This is a genomic window from Arthrobacter globiformis, assembly GCF_030815865.1.
GTDB lineage: Bacteria > Actinomycetota > Actinomycetes > Actinomycetales > Micrococcaceae > Arthrobacter > Arthrobacter globiformis_B.
Map to the genome: position 1 here is coordinate 880,672 of NZ_JAUSXI010000001.1, position 19,953 is coordinate 900,624.

Annotated in this window: 20 protein-coding genes; 14 read left to right on the forward strand and 6 right to left on the reverse strand. The window is 65.9% G+C overall.

Going from position 1 to position 19,953, the window contains the following annotated elements; all coding sequences use genetic code 11:
* Window positions 1-11 precede the first annotated feature (11 nt).
* Entirely contained in the window at window positions 12-638 is a 627-nt protein-coding gene (locus QFZ33_RS04115; RefSeq protein WP_307025095.1) for a response regulator, read from the reverse strand.
* On the reverse strand, window positions 635-1,831 hold the full coding sequence (locus QFZ33_RS04120) for a sensor histidine kinase (RefSeq protein WP_307025097.1): 1,197 nt from the start codon (window positions 1,829-1,831) through the stop codon (window positions 635-637). The genes QFZ33_RS04115 and QFZ33_RS04120 overlap by 4 nt, the downstream gene beginning before the upstream one ends.
* 220 nt (window positions 1,832-2,051) lie before the next feature.
* On the opposite strand from QFZ33_RS04120, the gene QFZ33_RS04125 reads away from it, so the two are divergent.
* Both QFZ33_RS04125 and QFZ33_RS04130 read left to right on the forward strand, forming a co-directional pair.
* Window positions 2,052-2,675, forward strand: coding sequence for a GlcG/HbpS family heme-binding protein (locus QFZ33_RS04125; RefSeq protein ID WP_307025098.1), 624 nt, complete (start codon window positions 2,052-2,054; stop codon window positions 2,673-2,675).
* Between the two features lie 109 nt (window positions 2,676-2,784).
* Window positions 2,785-3,534: an ankyrin repeat domain-containing protein gene (locus tag QFZ33_RS04130; RefSeq protein WP_373427329.1), complete on the forward strand. Its 750-nt coding sequence runs from the start codon at window positions 2,785-2,787 to the stop codon at window positions 3,532-3,534.
* Here QFZ33_RS04130 and QFZ33_RS04135 read toward each other — a convergent pair.
* On the reverse strand, window positions 3,515-4,192 hold the full coding sequence (locus tag QFZ33_RS04135) for a CoA transferase subunit B (protein WP_307025102.1): 678 nt from the start codon (window positions 4,190-4,192) through the stop codon (window positions 3,515-3,517). The two genes, QFZ33_RS04130 and QFZ33_RS04135, sit on opposite strands and share 20 nt — an antisense overlap.
* A gap of 13 nt (window positions 4,193-4,205) precedes the next feature.
* Window positions 4,206-4,937: a CoA transferase subunit A gene (locus QFZ33_RS04140; protein WP_307025104.1), complete on the reverse strand. Its 732-nt coding sequence runs from the start codon at window positions 4,935-4,937 to the stop codon at window positions 4,206-4,208.
* 176 nt (window positions 4,938-5,113) lie between these two features.
* On the opposite strand from QFZ33_RS04140, the gene QFZ33_RS04145 reads away from it, so the two are divergent.
* The 3 genes from QFZ33_RS04145 (at window position 5,114) to QFZ33_RS04155 (ending at window position 8,207) form a co-directional block, all read left to right on the forward strand.
* Entirely contained in the window at window positions 5,114-5,896 is a 783-nt protein-coding gene (locus tag QFZ33_RS04145) for an IclR family transcriptional regulator (protein WP_307025105.1), read from the forward strand.
* A gap of 348 nt (window positions 5,897-6,244) precedes the next feature.
* Window positions 6,245-7,201 (forward strand): plastocyanin/azurin family copper-binding protein, encoded by a 957-nt coding sequence (locus tag QFZ33_RS04150; RefSeq protein WP_307025107.1) that lies wholly within the window; start codon window positions 6,245-6,247, stop codon window positions 7,199-7,201.
* A gap of 91 nt (window positions 7,202-7,292) precedes the next feature.
* Window positions 7,293-8,207 (forward strand): NADP-dependent oxidoreductase, encoded by a 915-nt coding sequence (locus QFZ33_RS04155; protein ID WP_307025109.1) that lies wholly within the window; start codon window positions 7,293-7,295, stop codon window positions 8,205-8,207.
* Window positions 8,208-8,235: 28 nt separating this feature from the next.
* On the opposite strand, the gene nadE is transcribed toward QFZ33_RS04155, so the two are convergent.
* Together nadE and QFZ33_RS04165 are read right to left on the reverse strand one after the other, a co-directional pair.
* Window positions 8,236-9,090 (reverse strand): ammonia-dependent NAD(+) synthetase, encoded by an 855-nt coding sequence (gene nadE / locus QFZ33_RS04160; RefSeq protein WP_307025111.1) that lies wholly within the window; start codon window positions 9,088-9,090, stop codon window positions 8,236-8,238.
* A 63-nt stretch (window positions 9,091-9,153) separates the two neighbouring features.
* Window positions 9,154-10,179, reverse strand: coding sequence for a LacI family DNA-binding transcriptional regulator (locus tag QFZ33_RS04165; RefSeq protein WP_307025113.1), 1,026 nt, complete (start codon window positions 10,177-10,179; stop codon window positions 9,154-9,156).
* 269 nt (window positions 10,180-10,448) lie between these two features.
* Here QFZ33_RS04165 and QFZ33_RS04170 point away from each other — a divergent pair, with 269 nt between their 5' ends.
* The 9 genes from QFZ33_RS04170 to QFZ33_RS04210 all read left to right on the forward strand — a co-directional run bounded on the left by QFZ33_RS04170 (window position 10,449) and on the right by QFZ33_RS04210 (window position 19,842).
* Window positions 10,449-11,297 carry a sugar phosphate isomerase/epimerase family protein gene (locus QFZ33_RS04170; RefSeq protein ID WP_307025114.1) on the forward strand — a complete coding sequence of 283 codons (849 nt, stop codon included), beginning with the start codon at window positions 10,449-10,451 and terminating at the stop codon, window positions 11,295-11,297.
* The gene (locus QFZ33_RS04175; RefSeq protein WP_307025116.1) at window positions 11,294-12,304 is read left to right on the forward strand and encodes a Gfo/Idh/MocA family protein; all 1,011 of its coding nucleotides are present in this window, start codon (window positions 11,294-11,296) and stop codon (window positions 12,302-12,304) included. Before QFZ33_RS04170 ends, QFZ33_RS04175 begins: the two co-directional genes overlap by 4 nt.
* A gap of 221 nt (window positions 12,305-12,525) precedes the next feature.
* On the forward strand, window positions 12,526-13,338 hold the full coding sequence (locus tag QFZ33_RS04180; protein WP_307025120.1) for an ABC transporter substrate-binding protein: 813 nt from the start codon (window positions 12,526-12,528) through the stop codon (window positions 13,336-13,338).
* Between the two features lie 76 nt (window positions 13,339-13,414).
* Window positions 13,415-14,050: an ABC transporter substrate-binding protein gene (locus QFZ33_RS04185; RefSeq protein ID WP_307031659.1), complete on the forward strand. Its 636-nt coding sequence runs from the start codon at window positions 13,415-13,417 to the stop codon at window positions 14,048-14,050.
* Between the two features lie 6 nt (window positions 14,051-14,056).
* Complete coding sequence (locus QFZ33_RS04190) at window positions 14,057-14,998, forward strand: ABC transporter permease (protein WP_307025122.1); 942 nt, start codon at window positions 14,057-14,059, stop codon at window positions 14,996-14,998.
* Entirely contained in the window at window positions 14,995-16,857 is a 1,863-nt protein-coding gene (locus tag QFZ33_RS04195) for a dipeptide/oligopeptide/nickel ABC transporter permease/ATP-binding protein (RefSeq protein ID WP_307025124.1), read from the forward strand. The genes QFZ33_RS04190 and QFZ33_RS04195 overlap by 4 nt, the downstream gene beginning before the upstream one ends.
* On the forward strand, window positions 16,854-17,747 hold the full coding sequence (locus QFZ33_RS04200) for an ATP-binding cassette domain-containing protein (protein ID WP_307025126.1): 894 nt from the start codon (window positions 16,854-16,856) through the stop codon (window positions 17,745-17,747). The genes QFZ33_RS04195 and QFZ33_RS04200 overlap by 4 nt, the downstream gene beginning before the upstream one ends.
* A 31-nt stretch (window positions 17,748-17,778) precedes the next feature.
* Window positions 17,779-18,648 carry a sugar phosphate isomerase/epimerase family protein gene (locus QFZ33_RS04205; RefSeq protein WP_307025128.1) on the forward strand — a complete coding sequence of 290 codons (870 nt, stop codon included), beginning with the start codon at window positions 17,779-17,781 and terminating at the stop codon, window positions 18,646-18,648.
* A 27-nt stretch (window positions 18,649-18,675) separates the two neighbouring features.
* Window positions 18,676-19,842 (forward strand): Gfo/Idh/MocA family protein, encoded by a 1,167-nt coding sequence (locus QFZ33_RS04210; protein WP_307025130.1) that lies wholly within the window; start codon window positions 18,676-18,678, stop codon window positions 19,840-19,842.
* The last annotated feature ends 111 nt before the right edge of the window (window positions 19,843-19,953 follow it).

A 19,953-nucleotide genomic window follows, 5' to 3' on the forward strand; every position in this document is an offset into this window, starting at 1 on the left:
GCCGGCAGCTGCTAGCGCATCCCCTCGCGGCGGATGGCGGTGGCGATGGCCGCGGCCCTGGTTTCCACGCCGAGCTTGGCGTAGATGTGGGCAAGGTGGGTCTTGACGGTGGCCTCCGAAATGAACAGCCGCTGGCCCAGTTCCCTGTTGCTGAGCCCCTCGGTGAGGAGGCTCAGCAGCTCGGCTTCCCGCGGTGTAAGCACCTCGTCGGGGTTGCGCAGCTGCTGGAACAGGCGGGAGGCCACCGGCGGGCTCATGACACTCTTGCCTTGGACGGCGCCCCGGACGGCGGCGAAGATCTCCTCGGGTGCGGCGTCCTTGAGGAGGTAGCCCATGGCCCCGGCATCTACGGCCCGGACAATGTCGGCGTCGGAATCATAGGTGGTAAAGACCAGCACGGCCTGCCTGCGGTTGCGTTCGCGGAGCTTCCTGATCGCCTCGATCCCGTCCATGCCCGGGCCCATGGCCAGGTCCATCACCACGACGTCGGGGGCGTGCCCTTCCACTGCTGCCAGGGCTTCCTCGCCCGAGGAGGCCTCCGCCACCACCTCGATGTCCGGCTGTGTTCCCAGCAGGGCCTTCAATCCGCTGCGGACCACGAGGTGGTCGTCGACGAGGAGCACGGTGATGGAGCTCATTCTTCCCCCTTTAGCGGCAGCTGCGCCGCCACAACTGTTCCCTCGCCCGGGGCGCTTTCCACCGAGAAGGCGCCGCCCAGCTGCTCCACCCGCTGCCGCATGGCCCGCAGTCCGTATCCACCGGCGTCCGACGGCGGTGCTACCGCCGCCGGATCGAAGCCCGTGCCGTCGTCGTAAATGTCCAGCGTGACCGCATCCGGCAGGAAGCCGAGGGTGATGGTGGCGGTCTCCGCGGAGGCGTGCAGCTTGATGTTCGCGGTGGCGCTCTGCACCACCCTGAGGAGGGCATGGCGGACCTCCCCGGCCACTTCCCGGGGTTCGCCGGTGACCAGCAGCCTGGCGTCCGGCACGTACTGCGAGGCGGCCTGCAGCAGGGCGTCCGGCAGCGGCGAGGCGTCGAGGCCGGGGGACGCCAGTTCGTGGACCAGGCTGCGGGTGTCGGAGAGGTTCAGGCGCAGCAATTCGCTGGCCTGCCGAAGATCCTGCCGGGACGCCGGCTCCGGCCAGGCACGGTTCACGGCCTCGAGCAGGAGCAGGCTGCTGGCGAGGCCCTGGGTCACGGTGTCGTGGATCTCCCGGGAGACGCGCTCACGCTCCGCGATGGTGCCCGCCCGGCGCTCGCTGGCCGCCAGTTGCCGCTGGGCGAGCGATACTTCACGGTGCAGGCGCCGCTGCTCGGCGGCGTCGTGCTCGATGCGGTCATAAATCAGAGTCATCAGGACGCCGACGGCGAGCGGTCCCAGGAGCATCGCCAGATCAGTGCCGTCGCTGAGCCGGAACAAACCCGCGGCGGTGGCTGCCGCCGTCGCCCCCGCCGCTGCATAGGCGACCGCCCCGGTGAAGGCGATGCGGCAGAGGAAGAACAGCGCAAACGAGCACCAGGCGAAGCTTGGTGCGGACACCACCAGGACGGCCCAGACGGCGACCAGGACGAACATCCACACTGCCCAGGGGCGCCGGCGCTGGGCGAGCACAGCGATGACGCCGTACAGGGCGCAGGCGGCGGCCGCCAGCGCGAGGACAAGCAGGTTGTCCTGGGCGCTGTGCCGCATCATGTAGCGCACCACCGAAGCCACGATGAGTACGGCGAATCCCAGATGGACCGCGGCGTCGATCCGTCCCAGCCGGCTGCCTGGAATATGGCCAGTGCGTGCGGGAAGTAGTTCCGGTGCGGTGGGGGCGGTGGAGGGCATGGCGGGTCCGGTTCCGGTGGGAGGTTTGCTACGAACCATGCTATTGCCCGCACCGTTGCTGGTCTCTCAGCCTTTTGGCTGATACCGCAAGCCAGAAGTACCAGCCGGTCCCACCTGTTGGCCTGATGCGCCCGCGGCGGCACAGGTTCACCATGGAAATGCAGCCGTTTGGCTGCGCCCGCAAACATGGGCTGCGCCTGCTTATCGAAGGAGAACCATCGTGAAGAAGTCCCAGAAGATTTTTTCCGCCGCGGCGGCCGGAACGCTCGCCATAACCGCCGGTGCCACCGCCGTCACTAATGCGGGATCAGGGTCTTCCCCCACAGCTGCTTCGGTCCAGCCAGCGGCGGCCTCTGTCCAGCCCGCAGCGGCCTCTGTCCAGCCCGCGGCGGCTGTGCCCGCCGCGGATGTGCAGCCGGGTGCGGACAACGTCGTCGCCCAGAATCGGATCACCGTTGGCGCCTCGGCGAAGGCCGTGGGCACTGCCCTCGCCAAGTGCCAGGCAGACAAGCTGCCGTTCGTCACGGTGGCGCTCGTGGACCGGTTCGGTACCGTCCAGGCTCTCCTGCGTGGCGACAATGCCGCCGAGCACACCATCGAGTCGGCCAAGCGCAAGGCGTACACGGCCGCGGCGTTCGGCAGCCCCACCAGCGAACTTGCCAAGCGCATCTCCGGCAACGGGCCGAGCATCGCGGACCTTCCGGGCACTCTGTTCCTCCCGGGCGGTGTCCCGTTGAAGGTGAACGGCGTCTCCGTGGCGGGCATCGGCGTCGGTGGCGCCCCTGACGGAAAGCTGGACGAAGCCTGCGCCGAGGCTGGCGCCGCCGTGATCGCCGCCAAGTAGGTTCCGCACTGTGGTTGGAGACGGGCACGACGGCGGGCGCAGGGAAAGGCGCAAGGCCAGAGGCAGGCGCGACGGCGGCCGGCCGGCCGGCGCTCTTCCGCTCGCGGGCCTGGCAGTACTGGTGGGGTCCCTTCTGGCGGGGTGCTCCGGCGCCCCCTCGGCCGAGGGCCCGGCCCCATTAAGTTCAAGCCCCGGTGGCCCGGCCCCAGCCAGTTCAAGCCCCGGCGGTTCAGCCCAGGGAAGCCCGACGACGGAGGCCAGCTCGAAAGGCCCGACGGCGGCGGGCGGTTCCGGATCGAGCGGCACTGCGCGTCCGCCGTCGTCCGCTCTCGCCGCCCCACGTCCCTCCCTGTCCCCGCCTGAGCAGCAGAAGCTGGACCAGCGGCTGGTCCTGGCCGCGAAAGCCAACGACTTGGCGCTCGCAGCCCAGCTGATCCGGGAAGGCGGGAACGTAAACGCCAAGGACTCGATCCAGGATTCAGCCTTCCTGTACGCGGGCGCCGAGGGCTTCAACGATATTCTGCGGCTGACCCTGGCCCACGGTGCGGACGTCAGGAGCACCAACCGTTTCGGCGGCACCGCCCTGATCCCGGCCAGCGAGCACGGGCACGTGGAGACCGTCCGGATCCTGATCGCCGCCGGCGTCCCCGTCAATCACGTCAACAAGCTCGGCTGGACCGCGATGCAGGAAGCCATCCTCCTGAACAACGGAGGTCCGAGGCAGCAGGACGTGGTGCAGCAACTGCTGGACGCCGGGGCGGACCCCAACATCCGCGACCCGCAGGGCAGGACGGCTGCGGAGAACGCCGAGCGTCTGGGCTTTGCGGAGATCGCCCGGCTTATCCGGTCGCGGAGCTGACTCCCCGCTCGAGTGCCACCAGGAATTCGGCGCCGGTTCTCTCACGGATTTCTTCCTCCGTGACGCCGGGGGCGAGGCGGGTGAGGGTGAGCTGCCGGCCGCCGTCGTCGTTTTTTTGGAGGTCGAAGACCGCCAGGTCGCTGATGATGCGGTCCACGACGCTCACGCCGGTCAGGGGCAGGGTGCAGTCGGTGACAATTTTGGGGCTGCCGTCTTTGGCATTGTGTTCGGTGAGGACCACCACGCGCGGTGTCCCGGCCACCAGGTCCATGGCCCCGCCCATGCCCTTGACCATCTTGCCGGGGATGGTCCAGTTGGCGAGGTCACCGTTGCCGGAGACCTGCATCGCCCCGAGGATGGCGACCTTGACATGTCCGCCGCGGATCATGCTGAAGGAGGTGGCGGAGTCAAAGATGCTGCCGCCGGGCAGGATGGTGACGGTCTGTTTGCCGGCGTTGATGAGGTCGGCGTCCTCCTCGCCCTCGTAGGGAAACGGGCCCATGCCGAGCAGCCCGTTCTCGCTCTGCAACACGACGCGGACGCCGTCGGGCAGGTTGTTGGCCACCAGCGTCGGGATGCCGATGCCCAGGTTGACGTAGTCGCCGTCGTTCAGTTCCTCGGCCGCAATCGCGGCCATCTCGTTCCGGGTCCAGGCCACGGGAATCTCCTTGTTAGTTGGTGACGAGTTCGGGGCTGATCCGGTCAGCGCGGGGGCGGACGGTGCGCTGTTCGATGTCCTTGACCCTGTTGCCGGCCCGGACCAGGTGCTGGACGTAGACGCCGGGCGTGACGATGTGGTTTGGGTCCAGCGAGCCGGGTTCGACGATGACCTCCGCCTCGGCGACGGTCACGGCGCCCGCGGTGGCGACCACCGGGTTGAAGTTCCGTGCGGCGTGCCGGTAGACGAGGTTGCCGTCCGTGTCGGCGGTGTGGGCGTGCACCAGTGCGACGTCGGCGAGGATGGCGCGCTCCTGGACGTACGTTTCGCCGTCGAACACCTCGTGCGGTTTGCCCTTGGCCACCAGGGTGCCCACCCCGGTTTTGGTGTAGAAGGCCGGGATCCCGGCGCCGCCGGCGCGCAGCCGTTCCGCCAGGGTGCCCTGCGGCGTGAACTCCACCTCCAGGACCCCGGCGAGGTACTGCTCCGCGAACAGCCTGTTCTCACCGACGTAGGACGCGATCACCTTGCGGACCTGCCCAGCCTCGATTAGGATCCCCAGGCCCTTGCCGTCCACGCCCATATTGTTCGACACCACGGTCAGATCCTTCACACCGGACTCGCGCACCGCATCGATCAGGTCCGCCGGAATGCCGCTGAGCCCAAACCCGCCCACGGCCAGGGTGAGCCCGTCCCGCAGCACATCGTGCAGGGCCTCTGCAGCACCGGATTTCAGTTTGGACATCGCATCTCCTCGTTGAGCTGTGCCGCAGTCCACTTTATGGACGCTGGTTCTGACTGTGGAGCGTAGGCGGGCCCTTATGGCAGTGTCAAGGTCTGAAGGTCTCCCTAAGGTCGCGCTTTTACACTGTGGACGATAGGCTGGAGAGTGTCCACAATATGGATTATTAGGGAGAAGTCGTGAATCAGGCACCGGTCCAAGGCGCACAGGTCGTCAGCCGCATCGCGGGCCTCCTGCGCATCGTGGGACGCAAGCCGGAAGGAAGCCCGCTCGTGGAGCTGGTGCGGGACTCGGGGCTGACCCGTCCAACCGTGCACCGCCTGCTCACGTCACTCGCGGCCGAGGGCCTCCTCGACCACGACCCCCTGAGCGGGAACTGGATGCTCGGCCCCGAGGCCCTGCTGATGGGCTCGGTTGCTGCCGCGCGGTTTCCGCTGGAGGACCTGGCGAGGCCCAGCCTGCGCCGGCTTGCGGAGGAGACCGGTGAGAGCGCCTTCTTCTCGATCAGGCGTGGCGCCGAGACTGTGTGCCTGCTGCGCGAGGAGGGCAGCTTCCCCGTCCGCTCCTTCGTGCTTCACGAGGGTGTCCGGTTTCCGCTGGGCGTGGCGTCGGCCGGAACGGCGATTATGGCGTTCCTCCCTGAGGCAGAGCAGGAGCAGATCCTGGCGGACTGGGCTGCCCATGCAGGCAAGTACGGGCAGGGCCACCCGGAGGACGTGGTCCGGGACAACCTGCGCCAGACCCGCCGCCGCGGTTACTCCGTGAACCCCGGACTTGTCCTCGAGGGCAGCTGGGGAATGGGTGCGGCGGTCTTCGACCAGGCCGGCCGGCCATCATGGGCGCTGTCCCTGACCGGCATCGAACCCCGGTTCCGTGGAGACCGGCGCGAGCTGCTGGGGCGGCTCCTGCTGGAGGAGGCCCACCGGCTTACCGCCCGGCTCCAGAGGCGGAGCGCCAACTGAAAACTCTCCTCGACAAACACATTGACGCGGAGCACCATTGGGACTGTATCGGTAGTCTCGGGCCGGTCGGCTTCGGCCGCACATCGGTCACGAATCAGGCTCTGACGGCTCAACAGAACCACAACTTGTCCCTTCGAGAACCGGAAAGTCCCGTGTTGTCGCCTAGTCCGGTGGCGGGTCCGGTTCCGGGGCCTCTTTCCTGCGCTGGGCTGGGCGACAAGGAAAGCAGAAGGGCCCCGCTGGCCCGTACCGCTCTGGCATCGGTCCGGCGCCGCAATCCGCGGGTCGGCACCTTCCCGGCTGGCCGCACAGCGGCCGCCAACGCCCAGCGTAAAAGGAATGAGTCGCATGACTCTCAAACCAGCAAACCACCAAAGGCCGCACCTGCTGCGCCTTCTCCTCGCCTCTTTGGCGGCCATGCTTTTGCCGCTCTCCCTCAGCAGCGCCGCATATGCCGGCGACGAGGACTCACCGAAGACCTGGACTGTCCAGGTCGGCTCAGAGTCCTCAGACCAGGCCATCCAGGGCATGTCCTTCCTTCCGTCGAACATCTATGTCAACGCCGGAGACAACATCAAGTGGGTAGCAAACTCCGCCGAAATCCACACCGTGACTTTCCTGGCGAAAGGCCAGTCGCTCAAGCCCTTCAACCCCTTTGACCCGAAGCAGCTGGGCCGACAGGGTGGCACAGGCTATGACGGCCACTCATACTACAACTCCGGAATCATGGCCAACGTCTCCAACACCGGCTTCAAAGCGGTCGAGCATTACACGCTGAAGTTCACGCACACTGGCAATTTCACCTACTACTGCGTCGTTCATGGCGTGGCGATGAAGGGTACTGTCCATGTCCGGGCCGCCGGAACCGACTACCCCTTCAGCCAGTCACAGTACGACCGCCAGGGCAAGAAGCAGGAACGGAAGATCGTGCGGGATGGCGAGAAGCAATGGGAGGCTGCCCGCAAGCAGGCCAGTAACCACAAGGTGATCGCCGGAACGGACAACGAAACTGCCATGCTGATGCGGTTCGTCCATCACGAGATAGTGGTCCACCTTGGCGAGACTGTGACGTTTGTGAACAGCGGAATGGGTGCACCGCACACCGTGACGTTCGGGCAGGAGCCAGCCAATGTGTTTGCGCCCGTGGGCAATCCCAAGGACTTTAAGGGCGGGAACCTCAGCTCCGGCCTGATGGAGCCAGGGGACAAATTCACCGTGACGTTCAATAAGGTGGGAGAGTTCGACTACATCTGCGCCCTGCACGACTACATGGGCATGGTGGGTGAGGTGGAAGTCCGGCGCTGACTGGAAGCCCCGGACGTTTCCTTGTGATGCCTGCAGTGCCGTGCCTACCCTTGCACTACGGGCGCGGGACTGCAGCAAAGGAGCCGGAGCCATGAGCACCAGGGTCTACTTCGACGAATACGGCGGCCCCCAGGTCCTGAAGGTGGGTACGGAGCAGCTGGCCGAGCCGGGTGACGGCCTGGTCCGGGTGGAATTCCGGGCGGTCAGCGTCAACCCCGCGGACTGGAAACTCGTGGCTGGCTACCTGAAAAAGTGGGTGCCCCTGGACTTTCCGGCGGTGCCCGGCAGCGAAGCGGCCGGCGTCGTGACCGCCGTCGGGCCCGCTTTTGAGGGGTTCGCGGTGGGTGACGAGGTCATCTGGAACAGAGTTATGGGTGGCTACCGGACAGAGGCCGTGGTGCCGTCCGACCAGCTGACCCCCCTGCCGGCGGGCGTGGACTTCGAGCAGGCTGCGTGCATTCCGGTGGCAGGGGGCACAGCGTATTCGGCCCTGAAGCAGCTCATGGTGGGAGCCGGGGACACGGTGCTGATCCATGGAGCCGCGGGCGGGGTTGGCTCGGCCGCGGTCCAGATTGCGCAGGCCTTCGGCGCACGCGTGATCGGCACGGCGTCCGAGGCCAACCAGGAGTATCTCAGCGAACTGGGCGCCGAACCCGTGACGTACGGCCGCGGCCTGGCCGAACGGGTGCGCTCCCTGGCCGACGATGCCGGCACAGTCACGGCAGTCCTGGACACCGTGGGGAGCGAGGATTCGCTGGCAGCAACAGCCGAGCTGCTCCAGGGCACCGGCCGGGCGGTGACCACCGTTCCCAGCGAGCAGTCATCAGCAGCCGGGCTCGCGGCCGTACAGCAGCTGGAAGGCCGGGTGGCGGAAGTGGGGACGCTCGCCGCCGAGGGCCAGATCACCTTCACGATCGCGCACCGGATGCCGCTGATTGAGGCCGCCGACGCGCTGGAAATCAGCCGCGGCGGCCACGGCCGCGGGAAGATCCTGCTGCTGCCTTAGAAGCGCCCGGAGGCCAAGCCCAGCTGGCTCAAAGACCCACCCTGCCCTCTTCCGGACCCTCGTGCTTCCACCAGGTGTCGAAGATGCTGACCGGAACTGTGCGCTTGTGCCGGGTCCGCAAGTACTTCTGCTCGATCAACTCTGCAGCGCTGTCGCCGACGTCGCGGCCCTCGAGGTAATCGTCGATCTGGTCGTAGCTCAGGCCCAGTTCGTCCTCGTCGGTGCGGCCGGGCCTGCCGTCCAGGAGGTCGGCCGTCGGCACCTTCTTCCACACCCGCTCCGGAGCGCCGAGGTGTTCCAGCAGGGCCCGGTTCTGCCGCTTGTTGAGGCCGAACAGCGGCAGGATGTCGGCCCCGCCGTCGCCGTATTTGGTGAAGAACCCGGTGACGGATTCAGCTCCGTGGTCCGTGCCGATGACGAGGTAGTTGTGCTCGCCCGCCAGGGCGTACTGGGCGATCATGCGCGTGCGGGCCTTGGTGTTGCCCTTGTGGAAGTCGGAGATGCCGTTGCCGACCGTCTTTTCGAACTCGTCCTCGAAGCCGTCCACGGCGGCGGAAATGTTGAACGTCCATTCCTTGGAGGCCTTGATGAAGTCCAGGGCGGCCTGCGCGTCCTCCTCGTCGTGCTGGGCGCCGTAGGGGAGGCGGACCGCCACAAACTGCGCGTCCACGCCCTCTGACTGCAACTCTTCGACCGCGAGCTGGGCGAGCCGCCCGGCGAGCGACGAGTCAAGGCCGCCGGAGATGCCCAGGACAAAGCCCTTGGTGCCGGTGGCCTTGAGGTACTCCTTCAGGAAAATGACGCGTTTGCGCACCTCCTCTGCGGGATCGATCTGGGGCTGGACGCCCATTTCTTCGATGATCTTGGCTTGGAGTGTGCGCATGAGACACAGCCTAGTCAGCGGGCTCCGCAAGGCTCAACTGTTTCCGCCCGCGTCCCGGAGGCGCTACCGTGCATCGGGAGCCGGTCCCGTGGAGCCCCGGACCGTCAGATGTGTCGGCATGACGGAGCGGCTGCGCGCGACGCCGCCGGCGAGCGGGTTCAGCTGGGCCAGCAGCATGGATACCGCCACCCGGCCCGCCTGCTCGATCGGGGAGGCCATGGTGGACAGCGGCGGGTTGCAGAAATCGGCGCCGAAGATGTCATCGCAGCCCACGATACTCATGTCCTGTGGCACCCTGATGCCGCGTTCGCGCAGCCGCTGGAGCATCCCAATGGCAATGAGGTCGTTGAACACGATGCACGCGGTCACGCCGCTGTGCACGGCGGCATCTGCAGCAGCAGCACCGGACTGGGTCTTGGGGGCGAAGGGGCCCAGCCTGCGCACCTCCACGCCGCGCTCTTCGGCGGCCTCGGACAGCGTGTCCCACCGCCGGGTGCTGGACTGCGAGGTTGCCGGGCCGGCGATGTAGGCGACGCTGTGGTGGCCGAGCGAGATGAGGTGGTCCAAAGCCTGGGTGGTGGCCGACGGCGTGTCGATGAGAACGGCGGGAACACCGGCGACGTCGCGGTTGATGGTGACCATCGGCATTTTCGCGGCTGCGGCCAGCAGCGCCTCGTCGGTGAGCCGGGATGCGGCCACCACCACTCCATCCGCACTCTTGCGCAGCTGCTCCACTGCGCTGGCCTCCACCTCGTCGGATTCCTCCGTGTCCACCAGCAGCTGGGTGTACCCGGCAGCCTTCAGCTGCAGCTGCGTGCCCCTGATGAGGTCGAAGTAGAACGGGTTGGTGATGTCCGGCACCAGGACTCCGACGGCGCCGGTCCGGCCGGAGCTCAGCGCCTTGGCCTGGCTGTTGGGCACGTAGTGGAGCTGGGCGGCCGCTGCTTCGATCCGCTGGCGGGTGCGGATATTGACGCGGTCGGGTGTGGACAGTGCGCGGGAGACGGTGGAGGCCGCCACGCCGCAGAGCGCGGCAATATCGTGGATGGTGGCCGGCCGGTCCACTGCCGCTGGTTGCGTCGTAGCCACGGAGCTCCTCTCTGAACGTGCGAGCCACCGGAAGGGGGGCTCTCTAACCGTGTCCCGCGGGCCCTCGTGGCACGGGTCGAATTGGTAGGTCTGTGACTGACGGCACAGGTCCGTTGCACAAGAATGCCACAGGTTGTCAAGGTTGGCAATCGGTTGTCATCGGCGTGCCATTTGGCCTAGACTGGCTCCGACACTGTTGTGAACTGCGTCACCGCGCTCAAGCCGGGAACGGGCTGCCGCGCGGCGGCCGCGAAAACCAGGAGACCCGCGTGAGCAAAACCCCAACCACCGTCTGGCAGCTATCGGGATTCGGCGACGAGATCGACCCGGATCCCGCAGTGCAGGCCGCCGTACTGCTTGCGCTGGGGGCCAGCCATATCGAGGTCCGCAGCGCCTGGGGCACCAACGTCTCGGAACTGGACTCCGGTCAGGTTGCCCGGCTCAAGGAAATTCTTGACGGCAAGGGCCTCAAGGTCTCCGCCGTCGCCAGCCCCATCGGCAAGGTGGACGTCAGCCTGCCGGTGGAACATGAACTGGACAGGCTGCGGCAGATCATCTCCGTGGCGAAGGGGCTGGACACCAGGTGTATCCGCATCTTCTCCTTCTATCGGGCGGAGGGGCAAAGTCCCGAGGACATCCGCGGGGATGTCCTGGCGCGCATGGGTGCGCTGGCAGCGCTCGCCGAGGAGTCCGGCGTCGTGCTTCTGCATGAAAACGAAAAGGGAATCTACGGCGATACGCCGGAGCGCGTCCTGGACATTATGCAGTCGGTGGATTCGCCGGCCCTGCGCATCGCCTGGGACAACGCCAACTTTGTCCAGGTGGGCGTCAAGCCGTACACCGACGGGTATGCCATGCTGCGCCCTTACCTGGAGTACTTCCAGGTGAAGGATGCGCTCTCGACCACCGGTGAGGTGGTGCCCGCCGGCGAGGGCGACGGCGAACTCGACGCCACCATCGCCGCCCTCAAAGCGGACGGTTTCACCGGCTTTGCCTCGCTGGAACCGCACCTGGCCAGCGCCCACGAACTGGGCGGTTTCTCCGGGCCAGTGGCCTTCGGAACCGCTGCCCGCGCCTTCGCCGCGCTCGCCGCGAAACATGGAATAGAACTGTCGTGAGTACGACGGCGGCCGTCATCGGCTGCGGCGATGTCTCCTCAGTGCACTTCGAGGCAATAGCAAAGCTCGACGGCGCCACCCTGGTGGGCGTCTGCGATCCGGACCCGCAACGGCTGGCTTCCGCGCAGGCCGCCTACGGCGTCCCCGGCTTCGCAGATCACCTGAGCCTCATCGAAGCGGTCCGCCCGGACGTGGTGCACATCTGCACCCCACATGACCGGCACGCCTCCGTGGCGGCGGACTGCCTGGAGCGCGGGGTGCACGTCATTGTCGAGAAGCCCCTGGCCCACACGCTCGCGGAGGGGCGGCGGCTGGTCGAAGCTGCTTCTGGCGGCAGAACCAAGATCGCGGTGTGCTTCCAGAACCGGTACAACGCGACGGCGCAGGCCATGTACTCGCTGCTGTCCACGGGCGGCCTGGGGCGCGTGTTGGGGGCCTCGGCCACGGTGATGTGGCAGCGCACGGCGGAGTATTACCTCAGCCGCCCGTGGCGGGGGAGCTGGGCCGGCGGCGGGGGAGGCCTGATGATGAACCAGGCCATCCACACCGTGGACCTGCTCCAGTGGCTCGTGGGCGACGTAACGGCTGTCAGCGGCAACGCCTCCACCCGCTTCCTGGGCGGAACCATCGAGGTGGAGGACACCGCGGAATTCGTGGCCGAACATGCCAACGGTGCCCGGAGCGCGTTCTACGCCACGCTGGCTCACGCCGCCAACGCTCCCGTCACCCTTGAGGTGGTCACGGAGGAGGCGGTGCTGAGCCTCCGTGGCGACCTCACCGTCACCTACGCGGACGGACGAGTGGAAGTTGTTCCGGAGCGCCGCAGTGAGTCTGGCGGCCGCTCTTACTGGGGCGCCTCGCATGAGCTGCTGATCACCGATTTCTATGCCCGGCTGGATGATGCCGATCCATTCTGGATCAGCCCCGCCGAAGCCGAAAAGTCCCTGCGCATCGTCAAGGACGTGTACCTCCAGAGCTACCCGGAGTCCGCTGCAACGGTCTCCTAGAAGCGTGCTGTGGCAACGGGCTGCATTGACCGCACCATGGCCACTGCCTGACTTGGACCCTCCCCAAGAAAAACGGCAACCATTTTTGACAATCGGTTGCCAAGCTTGGCAACAATGCGTACTGTGAATCCCAGACGGTCGGTGTGGCCCACGCCACACCGACCTCATCCCAAAGCCCACGTTCCACAGACTCCCTTCCAATTCCTTTCAAGGAGCCAACAATGAAGTTAGGTCCCAAGGCGGCAACGGCCGCCATTATTCTCAGCGCCGGACTGGCGCTGACCGGGTGCGGCGGCACGGCAACCTCCGGTTCTGCCGGTACGGCTGCCAACGCACTGACCATCGGCACCCTCCAGGACGTACGGTCCTGGGATCCGGCCCAGGCACATGTTGGCCACGTACTGCAGCCCTACCAGGCTGTCTACGACACCCTGATCCTGCGCGGGCCGGACGGAAAACTGAGCCCCATGCTGGCCACCGGCTGGAAGTACAACAGCACTAACACCAAGCTCACTGTGGACCTTCGGACCGATGTCACCTTCAGTGACGGTGCCAAGTTCGACGCCGAGGCCGCCAAAGCCAACATGGACCACTTCAAGACGGCCAACGGCCCGCAGATGGCCCAGCTCGCCTCCGTCAAGGACGTGAGCGTGGTGGACGCCGACACCATCGACATCAACCTCAGTGCCGCGGAGCCAGCCCTGGAATACTTCCTGAGCCAGGCCGCCGGACTGATGGGCAGCCCCAAGGCACTCGGCACAGAGGGCATCAAGACCGAACCGGTCGGCTCCGGCCCGTACGTGATGGACAAGGCGGCGTCGGTCAAGGATTCGCAGACAGTATTCACTGCCCGCAAGGACTACTGGAACAAGGATCTGCAGAAGTACCAGAAGCTGACGTTCAAGATCCTGACCGACCTGACCGCCCGCACCAACGCCCTGGTCTCCGGGCAGGTGGACGCAACCATCCTGGACCCCAAGAACGGCAAGCAGGCCGAGGGTGCCAAGATGAAGCTGGCGGCCAACGAGGGTTGACTGGCAGGGCCTGCTCCTGCTGGACCGCGACGGCGCCAAGAACCCGGCGCTGGCTAACGTCAAAGTTCGCCAGGCCATCAACTACGCCTTCGACCGCAAAACCATCCTCGACCAGGTCATGCTCGGCCAGGGCACGCCGACGTCGCAGCCGTTCGGCAAGGCCAGCGGTGCCTGGACCGAGGAACTGGAGAATTACTACAGTTACGATCCGGCCAAGGCCAAGCAGCTCCTCAAGGAAGCCGGCTACGAAAACGGCGTGACCCTGGAAATCCCCAGCGTCCCCGGCTTTGAAACCCAGATTTCCGTGGTCCAGCAGCAGCTGGCGGACGTGGGCATCACCCTCAAAGTGGGCGCCGCGCTGACCAACACGTTCACGTCCGATGTCGCCGCGCAGAAGTTCACCACCATGTACTTCTCCCTCTTCCAAGGCGAGCCGACGGTCGCCGTCAACCAGATCGTCTCCACCAAGGCGCTCTACAATCCGTTCAAGAACACCACGCCCGAGCTGCAGGCCAAGATCGACGCCGTTCAGAAGGGCGGCGCGGACGCAGGCAAGCTGGCGCAGGAAGTGAACAAGTACGTGGTGGAGCAGGCGTGGTTCGCGCCGCTGTTCCGCGTCAACCAGATGTATTACCACAACTCCAAGGTTGCGGTCACGCCGCAGATCCAGCAGGCCGTCCCGTCCATCTACAACTACTCACCCGCCAAGTAGGACGCCATGATCAGGTTCATTGCGAAACGGCTGGGCAGCGGGCTGGTGGTGCTGTTTGTTGTCTCGGCACTTACCTTCTTCCTGCTCTACATGTCCAGCGGAAGCATCGCCCGGAACATCCTGGGCGACCAGGCCACCGCTGAACAGGTGGCGCTGAAGGAACACGAGCTGGGGCTGGACCAGTCCCTCGTGGCCCGATACTTCGCCTGGGTGGCCGATGCCTTGAGCGGGAACCTCGGAGCTTCGTGGTTCACCTCGGAACCCGTGGCCAATTCGCTGGCCACCCGGATTCCGGTGACCATGACCATGGTTTTCGCCGCAATGATCCTGATCGCCCTCTGCGCTGCACTCATCGGCGTTCTGGCCGCCGTCAAGCGTGGCTGGGTGGACAGGATGGTCCAGGTCGGCGCCATCATCGGCGACTCCGTGCCGGGGTTCGTCATTGGCGTCGTCCTGGTCACCCTCCTAGCCATCCAGCTGGGCCTCTTCCCGGCCACCAGCACCATTTCACCGGAAACCGGGCCCGAGGCCTGGGTCTATTCCATGTCCCTTCCGGTGATTGCACTACTGGTCAACGGGGTCACCGGCGGCGCGCAGCAGATCCGCAGCGCCGTCATTAAGCAGCTCGAGCGGGACTACGTCCGTACGCTGCGCAGCCGCGGCATCGGGGAGCGAGAGATTCTGTTCAAGCACGTGCTGCGCAGTGCTGCTCCGGCCGGTCTGACGGTGTTGAGCCTGCAGCTGATCGGCATGCTTGGCGGTGTAGTGATCATCGAGCAGATTTTTGCCCTGCCGGGCATGGGTCCGCTGGCAGTGGCCGCTACCGGCCAGTCGGATCTTCCGGTGGTGATGGGCGTCGTGATGTACACGGTCGTCGTCGTCATTGCGGTGAACCTGCTGGTGGACATTCTTAATGGCTGGCTCAACCCGAAGGTGCGTGTGTCATGAGCGATTCCGTTGAAACCGCGGCGGTTGCCGCTCCCGTGCCTTCGCAAGCCGGGCAGAGCGGCACGGTGGTCCGCTCCACCGTGATCCGGCGCCTGTTCAGAAACCCCCTGGGCATAGCTGCCGTGGCCATTCTCCTGGCGATCTCGCTCCTGGCCATGCTGGCTCCGGTCTTTGCACCGTTTGACCAGAATTACGCAAACATTGCCAAGACACTGGCTGCTCCTGACTCCGTGAACATCCTGGGAACCGACAGCGCCGGGCGCGATGTCTGGAGCCGGCTGCTGTTCGGCGCCCAGCTGACACTTCTTTCCGCGTTGCTCTGCGCTGGCGTTGCCATCGCTATCGGGTTGCCCGCCGGCCTGATCGCCGGGTACTACGCCGGTAAGTTCGAGGCAGTATCCAACTGGATGGTCAGCATCCTCATGAGCCTGCCGGGCCTGATCGTGCTGCTGACGATCCGGGCGGCCTTCGGCCCCTCCGTATGGATTTCCATGATTGCCTTCGGAATCCTGATCAGCCCGTCCTACTTCCGGCTCACCCGCACCGCCGTCCAGTCGGTGCGCAACGAGCTGTACGTTGACGCCGCCCGGGTGTCCGGGCTCTCTGACCGGAGCATCATCGCCCGCCACATCTTCTCCGTGGTCCGGGCCCCGATCATCATCCAGACTGCTGCCATTGCCGGAGTGGCCATCGCCATCCAGTCCGGACTCGAATTCCTCGGCCTCGGTGATCCCACTAAGGCAACCTGGGGCGTCATGCTTTCCGAAGGCTTCAAGAACGTCTACCTGAACCCCACCCTGCTCTTCTGGCCGGCGCTCGCTATGGCCCTGACCATCGGCGGCCTGGTCCTGCTGGGCAACGCCATTCGCGACGCCCTGGAAGACGGCGAAAAGATCAAGCACCGCAGGAGGGCGGCTCTGGTTAAGGGCACGACGGCGGCATCCGCCGCCGCGCGTTCGGTACGCGCCCCCGGCGGAAAGTCCGTGGCCGCCGTCGACTTCGGAACGGAGCACCACCTCGTGAAGGTGACCCACCTCGGCGTCGGCTACCCGCAGGCCGACGGTTCCGTCAAAAAAGTGGTGGACGACGTCTCCTTCCACGTGGACCGCGGCGAGATCCTGGGCATTGTGGGTGAATCCGGTTCGGGCAAGTCCCAGACGGCGTTCTCCATCCTGGGCCTGCTGCCGGACAACGCCCGGATCGTGGCCGGCTCCATCCAGTTCGACGGCAACTACACCGTGGCGCCGGGCGAGGACCGGGTCAGCCAGGTGCGACTGTCCAAGCTGCGGGGCAAGCGGATCTCCTACATTCCGCAGGAGCCCATGAGCAACCTGGATCCGGCGTTCAGCATCGGCTACCAGCTGGTCACCCCCATGGTCCGGGTTCTCGGGATCTCCAAGGAGGAGGCCCGCAGGCGCGCGCTGAAGCTGCTGGCCGACGTCGGAATCGACAATCCGGGGCGGACCTTCGGCGCCTACCCGCACGAGGTCTCCGGCGGCATGGCCCAGCGTGTGCTGATTGCCGGCGCCATCAGCTGCGAACCCGATCTGGTGATCGCCGACGAACCCACCACGGCTTTGGACGTCACTGTGCAGGCCGACGTCCTGGACCTCCTGCGGGAGCTGCAGCGGCGGCTGAACATCGGCGTCATCCTGGTGACCCACAACTTCGGCGTGGTGGCCGACCTCTGCGACCGGGTGGCCGTGATGCAGAACGGCCGGCTGGTGGAGGAAGGGTCCGTCCGCGACATTCTCCGCAATCCAAAGGAGCAGTACACACAGACCCTGCTGGCATCCATGCTGGAAGGCAAAACCCCCATGTCCATGCTTGTATCCAGCCAGAAGGAGCCGGTCGCATGAGCACCACGGAAAGCGCACCGCTGCTGCTGACGGCACCCCTTCTGACGGTGGACAACCTGGTGGTCGAGTACCCGAGTAAGAAGTTTCGCGCCAGGCCCTTCCGCGCTCTGACGGACATCAACATCTCCATCGGCCAGGGCGAGACCCTCGGCCTGGTGGGAGAGTCCGGCTCCGGCAAGACCACCCTGGGCCGGGCTGTCCTGGGCCTGGCTCCGGTGACCGGCGGCAGGATAACCTTCGAAGGCCAGGACATCAGCCAGGCCACCCGCAAGCAGCGCCGGATCCTGAGCCGCGACCTGCAGGTGGTCTTCCAGGATCCGTATACCTCCCTGAACCCGGCCCTGGAGATCGGCGACATCCTGGCCGAGCCCCTCGGTGTCCAAGGCATGGAGCAGAAGGCGGCCAGGACACGCGTCAAGGAACTGCTTGACCAGGTGGGCCTGCCGTCGGACGCCATCCACCGCCTGCCGCGGGAATTCAGCGGCGGGCAGCGGCAGCGCGTCGCGATCGCCCGGGCGCTGGCGCTCTCGCCGAAGCTGATTGTCTGCGACGAACCCGTCAGCGCACTGGACCTGTCCACGCAGGCACGCGTCCTTGACCTGTTCCTGCAGATCCAGAAGGACACCGGCGTATCCTACCTGTTCGTCTCCCATGACCTGGACGTGGTGCGGCACATCAGCCACCGGGTGGCCGTGATGTACCACGGTGAAATCGTCGAACAGGGGCCGGCCGAGGTAGTCACCCGTGACCCTGAACACCCCTACACCCAGCGGCTCCTGCTGGCATCCCCCGTGCCAGACCCGGACCGGCAGGAACTGCGCCGCGCCGACCGGCACCGGCTGCTGGAGATCCAGCGGCAGCAGAACGAACAGGCCGGCGTCCCCGCCTGAGGGACCGCTCGCCAAGAAAGAAGGGACCACCATGGCCAACACAGCCACCATTGGCGTACAAGCGATGATGCTGAAGGACAGCTTCAGCGAACTCGGGGCATTCGAAACGCTCCGCAAGGTCAGCGCGATCGGCTACAACGCCGTCGAAATTTCCCAGATCCCGATGACGCCGGACAACGTGGCGGAGCTGAACCGCTCCCGCGCCGAACTCGGCATGGACATCGCGGCGCTGTCCGTCGCGATGGAGACCCCCAAGGGCATGCCCGCCGATTCGCTCAAGGACCACTTCGACAAGGTCGTGGACGACGCGAAGCGGCTGGACACCAGGCTCCTGCGCATTGGCATGCTGCCCTTCGCCGCGATGAAGTCGATCGGGGCAGTGGTTGATTTTGCCAAGCAGGCCAACGAGTACGCGGAGCGCCTGCAGGAGCACGGCATCAGCCTGTACTACCACAACCACCACATCGAGTTCGCGAAGTTCGATGGCAAGTACATGCTGGACATCATTGCGGACAACTCCCCGGCCATGGGCATGGAAATCGACGTCCACTGGGTGCAGCGCGGCGGCCTCGACCCGGTCCGAACCCTGGAAAAGTACGCCGGACGCACCGCCATGGTGCACCTGAAGGACTACCGGATCGGCCAGCTGCCCGAGTCTGCCTTCGGGCTCTTGGAATCGGGGGACGTGGCTGGATTCATGGCCGAGTTCAAGGATGTGGTGCAGTTCGCCGAAGTGGGGGAGGGCAATCTGGACTTCCCCGCCATCATCCCGGCCGCCCAGTCTGCCGGCGCCCAGTACCTGCTGGTGGAGCAGGATCAGCTGTATGGCCGGACTGTTTGGGATGCCCTGCAGACCTCGTACGACAACCTCGTGGCCATGGGCCACTCCGACCTTTTCTAGATTCCAACACGACAGGAAAATCCACCAGTGAGCACAAAAGTACGCCTTGGCATCATCGGCCTGGGCCAGCAGGGTGGCGCCTACGCCAAGTTCATCACCGACGGCCTGGTCCCGAACATGGAGATCGGCGCCATCTGTGACACCGATCCTGCCAAGAAGGAACTCGCAGCTTCCCAGTACCCTGACGCACCCTTCTACGACGACTACATCGCCATGCTGGAAAGCGGCGACGTGGATGCCGTCGTCACCTGCGTCCCGCACTTCCTGCACCCGGAAATGGGCATCGAAACGCTCAAGCGCAACATCCATGCGCTCGTGGAGAAGCCCGCCGGCGTGTACACCAAGCAGGTCAAGGAGCTTAACGCGTTCGCGGCGGGCAAGCCTGAGCTGTCCTTCGCCATTATGTTCAACCAGCGCAACAACCCGCTGTACCAGAAGCTCAAGGAGATCGTCAGCAACGGCGAGATCGGCGCCATCCGCCGCACCAACTGGATCATCACCAACTGGTGGCGGCCGCAAGGCTATTACAATTCCAGCGAATGGCGGGCCACGTGGGGCGGCGAAGGCGGCGGCGTCCTGGTGAACCAGGCCCCGCACCAGCTGGACCTGTGGCAGTGGATCTGCGGCGTGCCCAAGTCCGTCTACGCGAAGGTGGCCTACGGCTTCCGCCGCGACATCGCCGTCGAGGACGAGGTCACGGCAGTGGTGGACTATGGCAACGGCGCCACCGGCGTCTTCGTCACGGCCACGCACGATCTCACCGGCACCGACCGCTTCGAAATCCTGGGCGACCAGGGCAAAATCGTCGTCGAAGGCTCCAAGACCGCCACGGTGACCCGCCTGGTTAAGCCAGAGCGCGAACTCAGCGACGGCATGGACATGGACGATGTCCGCAGGCTCTTCATGGGCGAGCTGAACCCCGAGCAGTACTACACCACCGAGGTCCTCGAGTTCGAGTCCGCCTGGGGTGCGCAGCACTCCGGCGTGCTGCAGAACTTCGCGGCCAACATTTTGGACGGCACCCCGCTGCTGGCCCCGGGCTCGGATGGCATCAACGGTGTCCGGCTCGCCAACGCCATCCACTTCTCCAGCTGGACCGGCACCGAGGTGGGCCTGGACTTCGACGAGGACGAGTTCCTCAAGGAGCTGAACAAGCGGATCGCGGACGAAGGCAAGTTCCCCGAACGCTCGTAGTACCGCGCAAACAGCCCCGTCCCGCCTGTCCGGCCCCGACGAACCCCGTGCCCGCCCATCTGGGTCGCAGCTGTGGGCGTTCCCAACACTGGGAACGCCCACAGCTGCGAC